General features: G+C 45.7%; 15 protein-coding genes. 8 read left to right on the plus strand and 7 right to left on the minus strand.

The genetic code is table 11. The features are described from left to right. Nucleotides 1-65: 65 nt before the first annotated feature. Nucleotides 66-1202: an RNA-guided endonuclease InsQ/TnpB family protein gene (locus QUB66_RS02690; protein ID WP_332966224.1), complete on the plus strand. Its 1137-nt coding sequence runs from the start codon at nt 66-68 to the stop codon at nt 1200-1202. A 93-nt stretch (nt 1203-1295) separates the two neighbouring features. On the opposite strand, the gene scpB is transcribed toward QUB66_RS02690, so the two are convergent. The 5 genes from scpB to QUB66_RS02715 all read right to left on the minus strand — a co-directional run bounded on the left by scpB (nt 1296) and on the right by QUB66_RS02715 (nt 8090). Next, complete coding sequence (gene scpB / locus QUB66_RS02695; RefSeq protein WP_265233260.1) at nt 1296-1811, minus strand: SMC-Scp complex subunit ScpB; 516 nt, start codon at nt 1809-1811, stop codon at nt 1296-1298. A 143-nt stretch (nt 1812-1954) separates the two neighbouring features. Beyond that, nucleotides 1955-2806 (minus strand): ABC transporter ATP-binding protein, encoded by an 852-nt coding sequence (locus QUB66_RS02700; RefSeq protein WP_265233261.1) that lies wholly within the window; start codon nt 2804-2806, stop codon nt 1955-1957. Nucleotides 2807-3168: 362 nt separating this feature from the next. Then, nucleotides 3169-3843, minus strand: a complete 675-nt coding sequence (locus tag QUB66_RS02705; protein WP_332966222.1) for a hypothetical protein — start codon at nt 3841-3843, stop codon at nt 3169-3171. Nucleotides 3844-3908: 65 nt separating this feature from the next. Then, nucleotides 3909-4160 carry a TIGR02450 family Trp-rich protein gene (locus QUB66_RS02710; protein WP_265233263.1) on the minus strand — a complete coding sequence of 84 codons (252 nt, stop codon included), beginning with the start codon at nt 4158-4160 and terminating at the stop codon, nt 3909-3911. 2094 nt (nt 4161-6254) lie between these two features. Then, the gene (locus tag QUB66_RS02715; protein ID WP_265233264.1) at nt 6255-8090 is read right to left on the minus strand and encodes a caspase family protein; all 1836 of its coding nucleotides are present in this window, start codon (nt 8088-8090) and stop codon (nt 6255-6257) included. Between the two features lie 296 nt (nt 8091-8386). Here QUB66_RS02715 and QUB66_RS02720 point away from each other — a divergent pair, with 296 nt between their 5' ends. The 5 genes from QUB66_RS02720 to QUB66_RS02740 all read left to right on the plus strand — a co-directional run bounded on the left by QUB66_RS02720 (nt 8387) and on the right by QUB66_RS02740 (nt 12164). Further along, entirely contained in the window at nt 8387-9088 is a 702-nt protein-coding gene (locus QUB66_RS02720; protein ID WP_265233265.1) for a V4R domain-containing protein, read from the plus strand. A gap of 91 nt (nt 9089-9179) precedes the next feature. After that, on the plus strand, nt 9180-9446 hold the full coding sequence (locus QUB66_RS02725) for a hypothetical protein (RefSeq protein WP_265233266.1): 267 nt from the start codon (nt 9180-9182) through the stop codon (nt 9444-9446). A gap of 123 nt (nt 9447-9569) precedes the next feature. Further along, nucleotides 9570-10043: a phycobilisome protein gene (locus QUB66_RS02730; RefSeq protein WP_265233267.1), complete on the plus strand. Its 474-nt coding sequence runs from the start codon at nt 9570-9572 to the stop codon at nt 10041-10043. Between the two features lie 46 nt (nt 10044-10089). Continuing rightward, on the plus strand, nt 10090-10752 hold the full coding sequence (locus QUB66_RS02735) for a V4R domain-containing protein (protein ID WP_265233268.1): 663 nt from the start codon (nt 10090-10092) through the stop codon (nt 10750-10752). Between the two features lie 245 nt (nt 10753-10997). Continuing rightward, the gene (locus tag QUB66_RS02740; protein ID WP_265233269.1) at nt 10998-12164 is read left to right on the plus strand and encodes a pentapeptide repeat-containing protein; all 1167 of its coding nucleotides are present in this window, start codon (nt 10998-11000) and stop codon (nt 12162-12164) included. A gap of 19 nt (nt 12165-12183) precedes the next feature. Here QUB66_RS02740 and QUB66_RS02745 read toward each other — a convergent pair whose 3' ends face one another. Further along, entirely contained in the window at nt 12184-12654 is a 471-nt protein-coding gene (locus QUB66_RS02745) for a phycobilisome protein (RefSeq protein WP_265233270.1), read from the minus strand. Nucleotides 12655-12692: 38 nt separating this feature from the next. Continuing rightward, nucleotides 12693-13175, minus strand: coding sequence for a 2Fe-2S iron-sulfur cluster-binding protein (locus QUB66_RS02750; protein ID WP_265233271.1), 483 nt, complete (start codon nt 13173-13175; stop codon nt 12693-12695). Nucleotides 13176-13674: 499 nt separating this feature from the next. Here QUB66_RS02750 and QUB66_RS02755 point away from each other — a divergent pair, with 499 nt between their 5' ends. Together QUB66_RS02755 and QUB66_RS02760 are read left to right on the plus strand one after the other, a co-directional pair. Next, nucleotides 13675-15597: a serine/threonine-protein kinase gene (locus QUB66_RS02755; RefSeq protein ID WP_332966219.1), complete on the plus strand. Its 1923-nt coding sequence runs from the start codon at nt 13675-13677 to the stop codon at nt 15595-15597. A 39-nt stretch (nt 15598-15636) separates the two neighbouring features. Beyond that, on the plus strand, nt 15637-15825 hold the full coding sequence (locus tag QUB66_RS02760) for a hypothetical protein (RefSeq protein ID WP_332966217.1): 189 nt from the start codon (nt 15637-15639) through the stop codon (nt 15823-15825). Nucleotides 15826-15943 lie beyond the last annotated feature (118 nt).

Below are 15943 nucleotides of genomic sequence, written 5' to 3' on the forward strand. Positions count from 1 at the left end.
TTCTGACAGATCGTTGAGTATTCCTATGACGAGTCTGCTATTGTAGGAACAGGAGGAATAGAAAAATGCTTGTTCTCGAATTCAAGGCTTACGCAAAACCAAATCAGTTTCAGTCGATCGATGAAGCGATTAGAATTTGTCAATTCATTCGCAATAAATCAATCCGGCTGTGGATGGATGGTGGTGCAAAATCTTGGTTCGAGCTTTCTAAGTATTGTGCAATTTGGGCTAAAGAATTCGACTTTGCGAATAAGTTAGGTGCAATGGCTCGACAGGCAAGTGCTGAGAGAGCATGGGCTGGTATTTCCCGTTTTTACGAAAACGTCAAAAAGGGCATTAAAGGTAAAAACGTTGGTTTTCCTAGATTCCAAAAAGACTGTCGATCCGTTGAATACAAAACTAATTCTTGGAAGCTTGCGGAAGATAGGAAATCAATCACTTTTACAGATAAGTGCGGCATTGGCAAGCTGAAGCTAAAAGGCACTCGCGATCTTAATTTCTATCAGCCAGACCAAATCAAACGAATTCGACTAATTAAACGAGCCGATGGATATTACGTCCAGTTTTGTATCCGAGTAGACCGAGTAGAACTCGCGACCATGACAGGCAAAACGATTGGATTAGATGTGGGACTTAAAGAGTTTTACACTGATTCAAATGGCGAAATGGTTCCCAACCCTAGATTTCTGCGTAGAGGTGAAGCAGGGTTAAAACGCTCTCAACGTCTTGTAAGCCGGAAAGTAAAAGGTGGTTTGAATCGCCGTAAAGCTAGAGTGATTTTAGGTAAGCGACACCTCAAAATAAGTAGACAACGTAAAGACCATGCTGTCAAGCTAGCAAGGTGCGTAATCACATCAAACGATGTAGTAGTTTACGAAAATTTGAGAGTGTCTAACATGATCAAAAATCACTGCTTAGCCAAATCGATTAGCGATGCTTCTTGGTATCAGTTCAGAATGTTCTTAGAATATTTTGGAAAAGTGTTCGGTCGGATTACCATTGCGGTGAATCCAGCTTACACAACCCAAGAATGCAGCAGTTGTGGTGTTGTGGTTAAGAAATCTCTATCCACTCGAACTCATACTTGTCAGTGTGGGTGTGAGATGGACAGAGATCGTAATGCCGCAATTAATATCCTCAATCGCGGGATAAGTACGACGGGGCACGTCGGAACTTCGATCTTTGAGATCGTAAACGCTTAGGGAGATTGGATCTCTGGGTCATGTGCAGCAATGTTCTTGATTTAAGTCCGGTCTAAGATCTAAGAATCCTTGTGCGTTCACGCGCCCGGAGTGTCAATCGTCATTGCTTGGGCCCAAATTTGCCTGAAAGTCAAGTTGCAGTTGTTTGGGTAGTTGGTCTACTTGAAAATACCGATGAAATTTTTCGGTAACTTGTAACCAATACGATCGCCCATCCGTTGGCTTCCGTTTCCGCACGAAACCCATTTCTACCAGTTCCTGCACCTGTTGGTAAGCCCCAGACCCACGCAAATTCACTAAATCTGGCTGCGTGATGCCACCTTTCAGGGCGATCGCCGCCAACGTCCGCAAAGCTCCAACACCTAATTCTGGAGGTATTAAAGTTTGCATTAAACTGGCAAACTCGTCTCTGAGTTGCAGGCTGTATCCCGTCGGCGTTTCAACAACTTCTAACGCACTGTCGCGGTGGGAAGAGTCAGACATGAGTTCGATAATGGCGTCTTCGGCTTCAGATCGATCGCACTTGGCAATCTCAGCAATCTCTGCAAGCGACACCGGCTGACCTTTTAAGTAAAGTATGGCTTCTATTGTTGTGGCTAAGCGAGTCATTTAGGAATTAGTAATTGGGAATTGACCGGAAAAAAGCAATTAAGTAGGTCATTGCAAAAAAAAACAATATCTTGTCGGGGCGGGTCAAGCTAATAATCACTCCTATACAAGCGAGTTATTGAGTGCAAAACCCGCCCTCTCCCTCAATCCAACTGTCGGCCAGTCAGTTCTACAAAAATATCCTCTAAATTAGAAGGACGAACCATCATACCAGTCTTATCATCTTTCGCATCCAGATAAAAATTAGCCTCTTCCAGAGTCGGGAAAAACTTGTATTCCCAGCGATCGCCTATTTGCTTCATCACCAACCCTTGACCGTGTTCCTGCCGCAATTGCGCCAACGTTCCCAGTTTAATTAATTTACCGCCATCCATAATCCCGATGCGATCGCACAAATACTCAACCTCATCCATATAATGCGTCGTCAACAGCATAGTCATTCCCTGCTTATTCAAATCTAAAATAATTTCCCACAAACGCCGTCGGGTTTGCGGATCTAACCCTACAGTCGGTTCATCCAAAAATAAGATTTCCGGTTCATGCAAAAGCGATCGGGCAATTTGCAACCTCCGCTTCATTCCGCCCGACAAAGTTTTTACTAAATCATCTCGCCTTTCCGCTAATTCTACATATCCCAACCACTGCTTAATTAACTGTTGCCGTTTCGGATTTGGGATGTGGTGCATCCGCCCGTGAAACTCCATATTTTCCCAGACGGAAAGCTCATTATCCACGCTTGTTTGTTGCAGGACAACCCCGATGGACTGTTTAACTTGCAAACTTTGGCGCATCACGTCATATCCAGCTACCTGAATTTGACCGCTGCTGGGTTTAGTCAGGGTAGTCAGCATCCGAATAGTCGTCGATTTGCCAGCACCATTGGGGCCCAGGAGACCGAACATTTCTCCGGCTTCAATTGTGAACGAAAGGTCATTGACAACTGGGATTTTGTTGTAGATTTTACAGGCATTTTGCAGAGAAACAGCGGCATTCATAGGTATTTCGGTATCAATTATTGTAATGAGGCTCTTGCTTCTCAGTCAGAGCGTGTCGGGTCAATTAACATAATACTTGTTGGGGCGGGTTCGCAAACAATCTCTAATTCATATCTAAAATATCTATAAACCAGCCCCCACTAAGCGACAAAATGTGATTACGGGCAATTCAACAGACATGATATCATCTCTGGATGTAAAAACAGGTGCGATCGATTAAAATTTCTGGTAACAGTCATCGGTAAAAATAGCATAAAAACCAGGTTTTTATGCTATTTGTGCGCGAGTTTTGTTAATGTAACTAATCTGAGTGCGATCGGCAGGTAGAAGGCTGATTTTTTTTTACCGCTTGCAGCACCCACTTATTGTAGTTTAGCTAAGTCGGGTTGCAATTCTATTATGCGTTTGTCAAGTTTGCTTGCGGCTTCGCTAATCGTTACAGGCGGTTTGCTGCCGTCGAGATACATAATTATCAGATAACTTCCTATTTTCCCCCGCCGAAACACCGCGATTTCGACATTCATGGTTACACCTTGTATTTGTCCTTGATTTGTCCAACCACGCGATACCTCTCCAATCTTTTCTTCTAAGGTTAAAGCAGTAAGATTAGTAAAGTTAACTTCCTTGTTGCCACTACTATTTAAACCTTTCGAGAATTCTTTTGCAAAAATATCTTCACGCATTGCTGCATCAAATTGAGTTCGATCGATCAGGTTGGTCAGATCTTTGGTAAATCCTATGATTATTTGAAAGTGCTGGTCGTCGCTCTTGTTATAAGCAAACACGCTTGCTGGTTTCAATGTCTGGAGACCGCTGGACAGTTTTTGAACCGTCGCCGGTGGAATCTCTGCAAAACCTACGGGCAAGTCTTGTAAAGTCAGGATTAGTCTCGACAAGTCCACTGCGGGAGGTGGAATATCGGCAGACAGAATATTGTTGCTAGAGCGAACTGGAATTGCGATCGACTTTCCGCCAACTGCACCGCCCAATCCAGCACTAATTAGCAAACACACCAAGAACACAACTTTTTTGTTCATTACTTTACCTTCTTGCTATGACCGATTACCAACCTCTACCTCACTCTACCCCAAAGCGCTATCTTTTACTCTACCACTTCTAATTCCTCTAATTCTTGTGTAGACTGCCATCCAGCTTGCCAGAGCGATCGATCTTTGAGCTGTTTGGCGTTCAGCCAGAAACGGACATTGGGATCGCAAGCCGCCACCATTTCCGCAAATACCCATTGACCTTCGTTTTTTCTGTTGACTACTTGAAAGTGCCGCCACCCCCAAGTTTTTTGGTGAGAAGTCCATCGGGAACCAACTAAATAAGGAAATTTTTGTTTTTTCGGCACAGTATTTTTCTTGACAAATATATGAGAACTCTAAACTCTGTCTGCAAGTAGATGCGTTTCTTGTAACTTACAGCACTTGTGCCTCCGAACTCAAAAGTAAAGGCAGTCTCACGACTGCCCATGTAATTAGTTATATCTATTGGATAGGGTTGATTTTTCAGCCGATCCACAAATAGCAAATTTATCCAGCACGAACTCAATCTTGAATCTCAAATCTAAAAGCAAATAACCCAGGTTTTAGTGGACAATAATCCCGTTCTGTAAAACTTACTCAAATCTACTTTTAGAGCAGGTTTGACGTTCACTTCCTGTTTCTACCAAAGTGGTCGGCCACTTCTGATCCCCAGGCATTTTTTCGGGCCCAACTCTCCCTACAAACATTTTTTCAATCTGAATCGTGTCTCATTGACGCTGTACAGCTCAATAAAAAAGCACCTTTAGGCAAGATTGACTCCTTTATGTGATGCCGTCGCTGCCCCTTAATTACTTCCGTGTGAAGGCTTGTGGCCCGATAAATCCATAGGAAGTTGGGGAAGCCGGAGCCGCACCGCATTTGTTTGCAGCCAGAGAGTGATGGCGTACTTCCGTTGTGGAGTCACGTACTCTCCGGGTCTGATCACGCCAGCACAGACGCCGATGTTTTTAATAAGGGTTTCTCGCTCCGATGAACTTGCACCCTGTAGCAACCTGACTTGGGCTTTGATAAAATCCACGTTCATAGCAGAAAGTAAAAGTAACTAAAGAACTCAGTTAAATAGCGATGCTTTGCTTCCAATTGTAACTCTAAAACCACTTGGTACGAATCCAATTGATTCAACATCCCCTGGATGGGGATCGGGGCCTCTAGAGCTAGCCAACTTTATTTACTTTATCTGTTTTTGCTAGCAAAAGTGTCACTATACTAGCAGTTTTGACAGAATTATTCATAGTTAAGAACTGTTACAAATTTGGCTCGAATCCTACAATAATGCAGAGTTTAGTGCTAACGCTACTCTCCGGGGTTCAAAAAAATCAGCACAGTCTCCAGATCCTTGCCTTCGTAGGTTTCAGCCTCCCCGATTAGGAAGAGATCGATCGCCGAATATTCCTCTTGGAGCACTCCTCTTAACACCCAGACACTACCACATCACCCTATTGATTTAGATCCCGCCACCTGCTTCGCTGTGGACTATAACTTCAGGCATACGTATTGTTACGGTGGCTACAATAAGCGAGCAAGTTTTTATTCTTGTTTCTTGATGATATATTTTTTGCTTTTCTTGCAAATCCCTGATTTGTGTTAATTAAGGCAGCTTTATGATGTCCGCGCCAACGAAGACTCGCAGCTTGCGAATCCAGACATTTTACTCTCTGTAGCGGTGAATTTGTTTTCTGAATTCATTAGAGGCGATCGCACGCCGACTAGAATTGCCAGGTACGGCTCATTTTGTATAATTTATAACAAAGCGATTAATTCTAATAATTTAAAAGCAGCACAATTTTTCACAGTTTTCCATCCGTCACTCGCTCCTAACAGCCCAAAAATTTGATCAAACAAATCAACACGTCAATACCCGTACCATCAAGCTTGAAAGTGCCGATTTGAGCTTCGCAGTTAATGCTTGATAGCAGTTATATATCGCCGATTATGCAATTCACTAAATTAGTTGATATCGAGTATAATTAACGGGTTAATCTGAAGTGATAAAATACCAAACTTAAATGTTGTAATTTGAGATTAAAACTGACTTATCTAGGAGTTGGTCTCAACCAGTTTTGTGACAAACAAACATCACTACAGCAATCATTTTGGTGAAAAAATCAGGATGTTTTTGACTTGGGTGTGGCGGCTTGATCGAGGTTGTACATAAAAGATATTAATAAAACCGCATCTAGGATATATTTCACCCTTCAAAAACGCATCGACCCGACAGCATAGAAAATCCCCTCTCGCTGGGTCGTCGGAGGGGAAATAGTCGATTATATTATGGTTTATTTAATACGATCGATGTATCGGTGTCTTCTTGCAGTGTCAAGAGGTATCGATTGCTAGACCTATCTGGGCTCCTAGCTAAGATAATTTCCCGGTGGGAAACCGGGAAATTATTAACTAAATCAACCTTTTTTCTGGCGTTGCAGCTTAGTTTTCCAATTGGCGATCGCCTTTTGAGCAGGCTCATAACTCTTGGTATCTGACGGCACCAGTGAAGCAGTTTCAACTGCATCTTTCAGCTTTCCTTGAGAGGCACGCAACTGAGCAATTTTGAGAATAGCTTCGCTCCACTCTCCAATCAACTGCTGAGCTTCTTCATGCTTTGGCTGACCGGGTTGAATTTTATTCGCTTGCTGGATTCCTTTACTGTAAGAAGAGGCAGCCCCCCGCTTAATTTGGCTCGCAGCCGCCAATAGCAAAGCAACATTGACATCCTGCTCTTTGGATAGCTCCTCCCACTGAGCGATCGCCTGTTTCGACTGATTGTAAACCGCTTGATTCACATCAGGCATCAATTTAGCCGCGCCGATCGCCCCGGAGAAATTGCCCCGAGCAGCCCGCCCGTTAGCAATATCCAAAATCACCAAACTCCAGCGCTCAATATCCTGCTGAGCCTGCGGGTAGAGCGGATCGCTAGGCGGAATCGTTCGAGCCTTAACCACCGCTCGATTAAAACTAGAAGCCGAACCATCCTTGAGGAAAGTTTTCGCCTCAGCCCACACCTGCTGGCTCGACGGAGGTTGCTTGCTATCAGTCGCTGCTTGCACCGCACGCGGTTGGTTCTGCGCCACTCCACCACCAGCAGCTTTTGGAGGGCCGGGGTTTTGGGAATTCTCAGTAGTCGATCGAGGATCTCCTTCCTGCTGACCAATAAAAATTGATTTGTTTGTCAAAAAAACACCCAACAGCAGCACCAAAGCCGTAGCTCCACTCCACAAAATTAGCTGCTGTAAAAATGACTTGTCCGACCCCCCGTTATCCGTATCATCGGGCTTTTGCAAATTCGGTCGATCGCCCCCCCCACCTGCGCGAACCACAGTATTCGGCTGCTTCGATACCGCTGGCATCTCAACCGGCCCATCAATCGCGTTGCGAGTAGCCTCCGGCATCTCAATTTGAGCCGTAGCCGTCGCCATTTGCGGGCGATCGATCCCATCAGCCATAGCAACCGCCATATTGCCGTTGCGTCCTGCCAACACAGCAGTCGCCACTCCAAGAGCATCCGGCAAAATCACCAAATGAGCCTTTCCTGGAGGATTCACCACCATCAAAGGTTCTTGTTTCGGACGCAAATGGTGATCGCATAGCTCCGGGAGTCGATCGGTCAAAAAACGGTCTAAACCCTTAAGCGTGGTACACTGTCCCGATCGCAACCCCTCTAAAAGCGCCGTCGTAAAAAATCCTTGACGCAAAGCAGAAGTTTCCCGCGAAACTTGATTCGGGCGGCAAGAAAGCACCGTCGGGATTTCCAGCTCCCGCGCCAGCTCTGCCGTTTGAGTGCCGATCGTTTCCCCCGCCTTCACAATCTGGCTGCGGTTCATATCAACCAGCACCAAAACCGTTTCCGTAGGAGCATTTTTCAGAGTATTCAACAGCAACTCTACCGGAATTCCCGTACCCTGAATATCAGCCGGATCACCATCAACCGGCATCAAATAATCCTTGCCTTCATAGCTGACACCGTAGCCGCTAAAAAAACACCAGAGTAAATCTCCCTGTTGTAGATGTTCCGCGCACAGACTTTCCGTCAACCTCAGAATATTTTCCCGATTCGGATACGTAGATTGACCCCACAGCGACGGCGAGTTATCCGTCATCAACAGACATCCATCCGGCGCAAAACCAGCCTCCTCAGTCAAAAAACCGTAAAGTGCCTCTGCATCCTCTTGCGCATAACTCAAAGGCTGGAGTAACTGATATTGATTGATGCCGATCGCAATACAAGCGTGATGTTTCATCCCCATATGCCCTATATATAGTGAACAACTTGCACAAAACGATAACACATCGCCGTTTAACCTTATACCGACTTTCGCCTCCAAGCGTCAGATAGCAATTGTCCAAAGGCAGAAGTCCCAACACGCGCCTAAATTCAGCATCCTAAAATTTTCACATCTTAATAATATTGCAGTAAAAATTTATTCCCTGTGCCTGCATTCAGAAAAATAACGTTAAATTGGATACACAGGTAAATCTATTTCTTCTATTTGACCCTATTTTTCAGCAATTACACCAAAAAGGAGTAACCCGCTAAATGGTCTCTACAGCTCAAAAAAAAATCTCCACCCACAGCGAATCCCTACTGAAGCAAAAGCATCCTAAAACTCACAGCCACTATAGGTTTCAGGATTTTTTTGTCTTCGATCGCGAGCTTGGTACACTTAACGATTGGAACGAGTCGCGCAACATTTTTACCAGCGAAGACTTCATCATCGGTTTGGTAGAAGGACTCGAAGAAGAAGTAGGCCCGGCTTCCTCTGTAATCATGTATACTATTGGTTGCCAGTGGGGGCTGCAAGATTCCGAATTTTTTCAAAAATGGTTTAGCGCCGAATTCGGCCAGAACATTCGCCAGTCGAATCTGATGTTTCTGCTAGAAACTTGGTGGTGGCCTTTCACGGCTCAAGGTTGGGGTCGCTGGGAAGTTGACATGAGCGATCGCAAAAACGGCTGCATCTTCATCAACGTCTTTGACTCAGCAGTTGCTCGCACTTTGGGCGACGTAGGCAAACCAGTTTGTCACATTTACGCCGGTTTATTTGCCGGTTTCTTCGGATCTCTAGTCAAAAAGCCTCTCAGTTGCATAGAACTCCAATGTTATTCAATGGGAGAAACCTATTGTAAATTCCTCCTCGGCAACCCAGATAAAATTGATGCAGCAGCATTCTGGCTCAACGAAGGTGCCAACGCCCGCGATATTCAAAATCGACTCGAACACGGTGAAATATTGCGGTAAACAACCCGGAAAGGCATATCCCCTGCCCTGCCTTTCTCTCACCAATTTCGCGATGTACAGTGATGGTGAGCCTCTCCAGGCAGGAAGAAAGATGAAAAGTCAAACTTCATGGTTGGACAAATCTGTCCAAGACTTCTTTAGTCACTACAATTGGCTGGGAAAACCTTTAGAAACCCAAAATGGCTCGACTTCTGGTCAAGTCATGACTTTAACCCGATCGGTAGCAGACTTTTTTCAAGCTATTTCTTGGGAAGGAATTCCCGAAGTGGGCGCCCTGCCGCTACCGCCACCCTTGCCAGTAATTTATATTTCCGAACCCGCAGAAATCACCATTGACGACCTATTCGACCTCTTTTAATCTGTGTGGAAAATGGAAAACAAAAAATAGGGCAATCCCTCATTCTTCCTTCTTCCTTCTTCCTTCTTCCTTCTTCCTGCTTCCTTCCTTTGATCAATTACCGATTACCACTTAAGAAAAATCATGCACCCTGAGATTGAGGCCCTGCTGGATCAGGCAGAAACCCGCTTTCTAAAAGGCGAAGAACTCATAGCTTTTAAGCGTCAAGCTGCAATCCTAGCCCAGCGCTTAAAAATTTACGAATTTTTGCGAGAGAAGGAAGCAAGCATCTTCCAACCAGTAGCCAACAAGCTACAAGAAAAATTCCCCGACGAACAACAAGAAACCTTAGAACGATCGCTCAAACATTGGCTCTTAGTCTTGCGGTACTGCGCTATGGCCATGCTGCTGAACGATGGAGTTTTTCTCGAACAGCGACTCCTCGACTGGGTTCCCGGCATAGTCGCAGCCCACCAAACTCAAAAAATCGAAGCAACTGTTTGCAATTTGCTGCAAACTCGCTTGAAAGAACTGCTTTCCGAGCAAGCACGAGCCATATTGCAACCATTTTTTGACCAAGCACAGTCAATGATTATTGACGCAGGTAATAAAGAGTAGACAAATTCCCAATTCCCAATTCCCAATTCCCAATTCCCAATTCCCGATGATTAATATTTCCGACTTACTCAAACAGCCCCGACTTCCTGGAAACTACTTTGCCAGCGATGCCTACGTCCGAGGCGACCTCGAACTTGGCCTGCTCGAAAACCGCCGGGGCGATCGGCTCATTGCACTCCCAGAAACACTAATTAAAGCCATTTATATCGGCTTAGAAAAAGAAACAGGTCAAGCTTCCCGCCTCGTGCTATTTAACTGCGGCCGCTGGTGGGGGAAAAACTTCTACGTGCGTTTTTGCGAAGAAGTCAGCGAATACTATAATCAGCCAGTTTCCGAAATGGAAATGGTAGAATTTATTCAGTCCTTGCAACAGTGCTGGAAAACTCACGGATGGGGAACATTTGAACTTGATCCCAGCCATTCCGAACAGGGATTTTTAATAGTAAAGATTGCCAACTCTCTTTTTGCTAAAACAGCTCCCAAGTCGAAGCGACCAGCCTGTTTTCTAGAAGCAGGCATCTTAAGTTCCTTCTTTAGTCAGCTTACAGGTCGAGAACTCCACTGCCTACAAACCTCCTGTGAATCCTTGGGATCGGACTGCAACCGCTTTATTTTAGGGTTGCGCGATCGCCTCCAACCAGCAGATTCTATGGTCGAAGAAGGACAAGCTCACGAAGCTATTATCAGTCAGCTTTGCCAAAAAAATTGATTTTTTTTTTACAGCTATTAGTTGGTTGATAATAGCTGTTATCTCGATTTTTCGGCAACGATTTTATCCACCATATCATCAAAGCTGAGAGTTAAATTATCAAAAAACTACCAAATTTAAAAAACTGGTTTTAGCTATTTAAAAACCCCCTAATTATAACTCCCAGCTAGACGATTTATAAAGTCCCCAATAAACTCATAAAAATTCAAAAGCAACCACAACCTCAAATTTTTTGGTCGAACTTAATGGATGCCAATGAACTTCTAAATAGATATGCAGCCGGCGAAAGAGATTTTAGACAAGCAAACCTGCGCGGCATTGTGTTGAGTCCGATCGATTTATACCGTTCCAACGATACCCCAACTCTACGTTTAGCCAACCTCAACGAACACCAGCACAGACCCTACTTAATCGGTGTCAACCTCAGTCAAGCCGACCTCACCAAAGCCCATCTGAGCCGAGCCAACCTCAGCAAAGCCAACCTCACCGGAGCCAATCTCACCGGCGCCAACCTCATCGCCGCAAGTCTCAGCGGCGCCAATCTCAGCGGCGCCAATCTCAGCGGCGCCAACCTCGCCGGAACTCACATGAATTGGGCAAACCTCACCGGCGCCAACCTCGCCGGAGCCAATCTCATGGGTGCAGATATGAGCGCAGCAAACCTCACCAAAGCCGTTTTCAGCAAGGCAAATCTCAGTAAAGCCTATTTGATTAAAGCCAATCTCAACGGGGCCAACTTCAAAGATGCAGACTTGAGTCAAGCGAGTCTCAAAGAGGCAGACTTGAGCGAAGCACAGCTTACCGGAGCCCAATTGTCCAAAGCAAACCTAGCCGGAGCCAACTTAACCCGTGCTAACCTCAGCAAAGCCAACCTGTTAAAAGCCAATCTTAGGAGAACTAACCTCACTCAAGCCTATTTAAACGGTGCGTGTTTAAGCGAATCAGACCTCAGCGAAGCTTGCTTGGACAGAGCCAATTTGTGCAAAGCAGACCTGAGCAAAACCTACCTGAGAAAGATTACTTTGAATGGCTCCCACTTAAGCGGTATCAACCTCAGTGGGGCAGATCTGGGCGGTGTAGACTTGAGCCGCAAACTTTTAACTGGAATCAATATGGCAGACGCATTGTTGAACGAAGCCAACTTCAGCGGTGCTTATCTGATGGAAGCTAACTTGAGCGGGGCAAACCTCAGCAAAGCCAACTTGAGCCTAGCTTACCTGATCAGTGCCGACCTTTCTAATTCTTGCCTGCATGAAATTGACTTGAGCAAAGCTAACCTGAGTAAAGCCAACTTGCGGAAAGCTGACTTGACAGGAGCCAACCTCCGGGGAGCCATTCTGAGTGAGGCGGATTTGAGGGGAGCGAACTTTATTGGAGCTATTCTTCCTAACGGCAAAATCTATCGCGGTTAAGGCGATACCAGTACCTTGATTATTTGCCGAGTAAAGTGCGGTTCATGTCCAGAATCGGAAAAAATAGGCTGACTTCTTCAGCAGTGAGATATTGTTTGAGTACCTTTTTCATCACATCGTAGGTCACTGTCGCACTATTGCGAACTTGAACAGCGCCTAAAATAGTTTGCAACCAAAGCAGCAGCCGATCGCGCAACCGTTCAGTATCATTAATCAACAGTGCTGCCGCCGAATGCCTCAACACCCGCAGAATATCTCCACGGCACTTTTCAGTCACATCTTGAGACCCCCGGCGAAATAAACTAGGGTCGATAGACTGCATTTGTGCTTCCACCAGTCGCATAATTTCTTTTTCAGAGGCTTGAATTTTTTTATAAGCACTCATTCGGTGATTCAAAGACTGAAAATAGTCTTTCAAAAATACCAGTTCTTCAGCGGTCGCGTAGCGTCCATCTGCTTCCATGCTTAAACGCGCAAGTTGGCTCAACATAGGTTTTTCTCTACTACTAAAATACAAACATATCAGTTTTAAGCTTCTTTAGTCCGAACTAAATACTGTCCTACTTGGAAGCGGGTTTCATTAAGCTGTGTAACGATCGAACGAGTAATCAACTTTCCCGATTCCACAACTACTTGACCGGTAATTGGGTGCAGCAAATCTTGCTGGGCCCGGCGGCCGATCAGAGCTTCCACGTTTTCGATAGCATTAATGTACATCCCCGCAGGTATCTGTACAACTACACCCTCGCCCATAATTTGGGCCTGACAAGCAAGTCGCGAATTGGCTTTAGCTGTAGTAATGACTTCCAGCGTCCTCTTTTCCCGGCGGTTCATGTCAGACAAGCCTTCCATGCCCTCTTTAATGTAAACGTGGCAGGTAGCACACATTCCACGCCCCCCGCATTCCTTGAGAACGTCTAAGTCTTTGGAAAGTAAGGCAGACAGGATATTCGATCGGGTTTCCACTGCCATTTCTTCGGCAATTGGATCTAGTCTAATAATTTTAACCATATTGATTTTTCATCCTGTCAAATTGACTATTTAGCAAGTACGATCGACATATTCAAAGCCAAAAAAAATTGGCTAACACTCAAAAAGGTGAAGATGGCTTGACGACATTATGGGCTTCCGGCTCTAAAACCCATATTGCATAACCGCGCTTCTGTTGTAGTAATTGCTGTTGAGTCGCCCCTATTCCTCAGCTTAGCCGAGAACAAGCTAAAACCTTAGATGGTTCTTGGACGGCCTTGAAAAAACTGTAATACTCGCGATCGACTAAAATAGCAGCCACAGGCAGTTCCAGATCAGGCACCCGAATCTGACAAGATTTATACTCCCCGGCGAAACTCAAAGATTTTAGTAGATGCTACGAGAGCGATCGATCTTAGCCGACGGAGAATGAACCTGAGATAATATAGCAGTACCTGGCGATCGATTCAAAAATTTGAATTTTTGTCAGAATTCTTTACATATTTTAATACTAGCTCAAGCTTTTTCTATAATTAGACCGATGCAACATTCTAAATACCGCATTTTAGGGCTAGTCGGACAAGGGCAATTTGGCCGAGTCTTTTGTGCCAGTGTTCGAGAAACTCCCGCCAAAGATTCCCGGCTTACCAGCCAACTGGTTGCTCTCAAAGAACTCAGCCATCAAAAAGCCCCAACTAGCGAATTCTTGCGAGAGTTGTGGTTTCTGATCACCTTGCAACACCCCAACATTGTCACCTGCCGAGCTCTCGAACACACAGCTACAGGCAGGTACTTGGTTATGGACTACTGCGAAGGAGGAACCCTCCGCAACCTGCTCAAACAAGACCGCCCCTTGCGGCTGCTCGAAGGTTTACAGCTAGTCATGGAACTTTTAGCAGGTTTAGACTACGCCCACCGCCGAGGCGTAGTTCACTGCGACATCAAACCCGAAAATATCCTCCTAACTTTAGGCTCCAAAGGTTGGTCGCCCAGGCTGTCTGACTTTGGTATCGCGCGCCGCCTACCAGAAATCGGTACAACTCGCCTCCACCAAGAAATTTCTCCCGACGCTACCGTAGGTTCCCCCGCTTACATGGCCCCAGAGCGGTTTTACGGTCTTTATTCCCCCATGTCAGATATATATGCAGTGGGAATTCTACTATTTGAGTTACTAATGGGCTACCGTCCTTTCGGTGGAGCCCCCGGAGACTTGAGGTGGGCGCACCTGAATCAACGCTTGCAACTTCCCGATGCCATCCCCGAACCTTTGCAAGCAATAGTCAAAAAGTCCTTGGAAAAGCTGCCGGCCCGCCGTTTTGCCAGTGCTTCCCAAATGGCTCAAGCTTTGCGGCTAATCATGTACGACCCCGCTGTCAGGCAATTGGGCGACTGCATTGTCCCTTGGGAAAATCCCGCAACCCGCGGCGCTAAAAGTCTGAAGTCGGACACTGACTCTGCGAGCGAAGTCGAAGAGGAAAAATCATCACAACCGGCTATTAATTTACTTCGGACTGTGCGGTATTGGGTTTCGCAGCCAAAGCCGCTGATACTTCCTGCACCGCTGACTGCTTTAATTGCCACGGAAAAGTATCTCTACGCTGCTGTAGGTAAAGAGGTGAAGGTTTGGTGTCAGCCGGGACAACAGCTAGTTACAGAAGAAATGCCGACTTCTATATTAATGCCGGAAATCGTGCGTGGCATTTTACCTGCTTCCCAGGGCTGCTTCATTCTCACTCAGCAAAAACTTTACTGGCTAAACGACGATCGCTCTCTTGAGCCTCAGTGCCTACTGGATATGGGTTTAAGGCAAGGTGCAGATGCTTTTAAAGCTGCTATTGATTCTCACGGTCGCTGGTTGACAGTAGCTGTTCCCGGCGAGCTGCGTTTTTATGCTTTAGTTGGCAATAGTAATGCGGGCGATCGAGAAAAAGTCTTGAAGCCGATCGCTACTGTGCCACTACCCGAACACTATTTACCAGAATTAACATTCTTGGATCGACGACACGTTTTAGCAATTTGGCCTGACAACGAACCTAAAAATCCCCAAACTATTTTTAGGGTTTACACTCGCCGTGGCACATCAGTCGGTTCCGTAAAATTATCTGCCTGTATCAGACAAATGCTCTTGACACCTGAGCCTTATACGTTGATGGGAATTCCCCAAAATGGTAAAGCCGCCGTGTTGTCCATGAAATTGTGGCCGCTCAAGCTAGCGCGAATTCCCATGACAAGTTTACCCGTGTCTGCTTGTGTAACAAATTGGGGATGGGTGTTGGCAGATGTTGAGGGGCAGATAGCAGTATTAAACACTCAAGGCATTCAAGTAGGGAATTTTAGTGGCCCTGCCTCACCTCGGGCGATCGCCCCTTGGGGGAAAACTGGTTTGGTGATTGCTGCGAATACTGAGTCCGAGAGTTATTTACACTTTTTAGATATAGATGTTGAGGAGACTAACTTGCGTTAGCGAAGCTTGCAGCAGAGGATCGAGTCTTAACGGCTGATAGTGGTTGTAATCAATTTCTGTATCACAGCACTTGCACGCGGGCGATCGGCTTTAGGGCATACCCCACTCTCGGTCAGTCAAGTCGAAGGAATGGAGACACTACTTATATATATGAGTGAGATGCAGCAACTACCCGGTGGTGTGATGGTGAAGCGGGCGATCGGGCCTCACACCCTAACAAAAGCCTGATCTCTGAGTAAGTCCCAAGATCTTTCACCTCTGGAGAATTCGGTAGTCCTATTTAGGTAAGGATGGACATAGCTCTTTTCATGTAAGGCTTTCAGAGCTTGGAGCCAACCTTACAGAC

The sequence above is a fragment of the Microcoleus sp. A2-C3 genome, assembly GCF_036706065.1.
GTDB lineage: Bacteria > Cyanobacteriota > Cyanobacteriia > Cyanobacteriales > Microcoleaceae > Microcoleus.

What these genes read in the sequence shown, in the direction of transcription:
- QUB66_RS02730 (WP_265233267.1), top strand. Translation starts at nt 9,570, where the DNA reads ATGCACCCTGAGATTGAGGCCCTGCTGGATCAGGCAGAAACCCGCTTT.
- scpB (WP_265233260.1), bottom strand. Translation starts at nt 1,811, where the DNA reads ATGACTCGCTTAGCCACAACAATAGAAGCCATACTTTACTTAAAAGGT.
- QUB66_RS02725 (WP_265233266.1), top strand. Translation starts at nt 9,180, where the DNA reads ATGAAAAGTCAAACTTCATGGTTGGACAAATCTGTCCAAGACTTCTTT.
- QUB66_RS02690 (WP_332966224.1), top strand. Translation starts at nt 66, where the DNA reads ATGCTTGTTCTCGAATTCAAGGCTTACGCAAAACCAAATCAGTTTCAG.
- QUB66_RS02715 (WP_265233264.1), bottom strand. Translation starts at nt 8,090, where the DNA reads ATGAAACATCACGCTTGTATTGCGATCGGCATCAATCAATATCAGTTA.
- QUB66_RS02700 (WP_265233261.1), bottom strand. Translation starts at nt 2,806, where the DNA reads ATGAATGCCGCTGTTTCTCTGCAAAATGCCTGTAAAATCTACAACAAA.
- QUB66_RS02705 (WP_332966222.1), bottom strand. Translation starts at nt 3,843, where the DNA reads ATGAACAAAAAAGTTGTGTTCTTGGTGTGTTTGCTAATTAGTGCTGGA.
- QUB66_RS02735 (WP_265233268.1), top strand. Translation starts at nt 10,090, where the DNA reads ATGATTAATATTTCCGACTTACTCAAACAGCCCCGACTTCCTGGAAAC.
- QUB66_RS02745 (WP_265233270.1), bottom strand. Translation starts at nt 12,654, where the DNA reads ATGTTGAGCCAACTTGCGCGTTTAAGCATGGAAGCAGATGGACGCTAC.
- QUB66_RS02750 (WP_265233271.1), bottom strand. Translation starts at nt 13,175, where the DNA reads ATGGTTAAAATTATTAGACTAGATCCAATTGCCGAAGAAATGGCAGTG.
- QUB66_RS02720 (WP_265233265.1), top strand. Translation starts at nt 8,387, where the DNA reads ATGGTCTCTACAGCTCAAAAAAAAATCTCCACCCACAGCGAATCCCTA.
- QUB66_RS02755 (WP_332966219.1), top strand. Translation starts at nt 13,675, where the DNA reads ATGCAACATTCTAAATACCGCATTTTAGGGCTAGTCGGACAAGGGCAA.
- QUB66_RS02740 (WP_265233269.1), top strand. Translation starts at nt 10,998, where the DNA reads ATGGATGCCAATGAACTTCTAAATAGATATGCAGCCGGCGAAAGAGAT.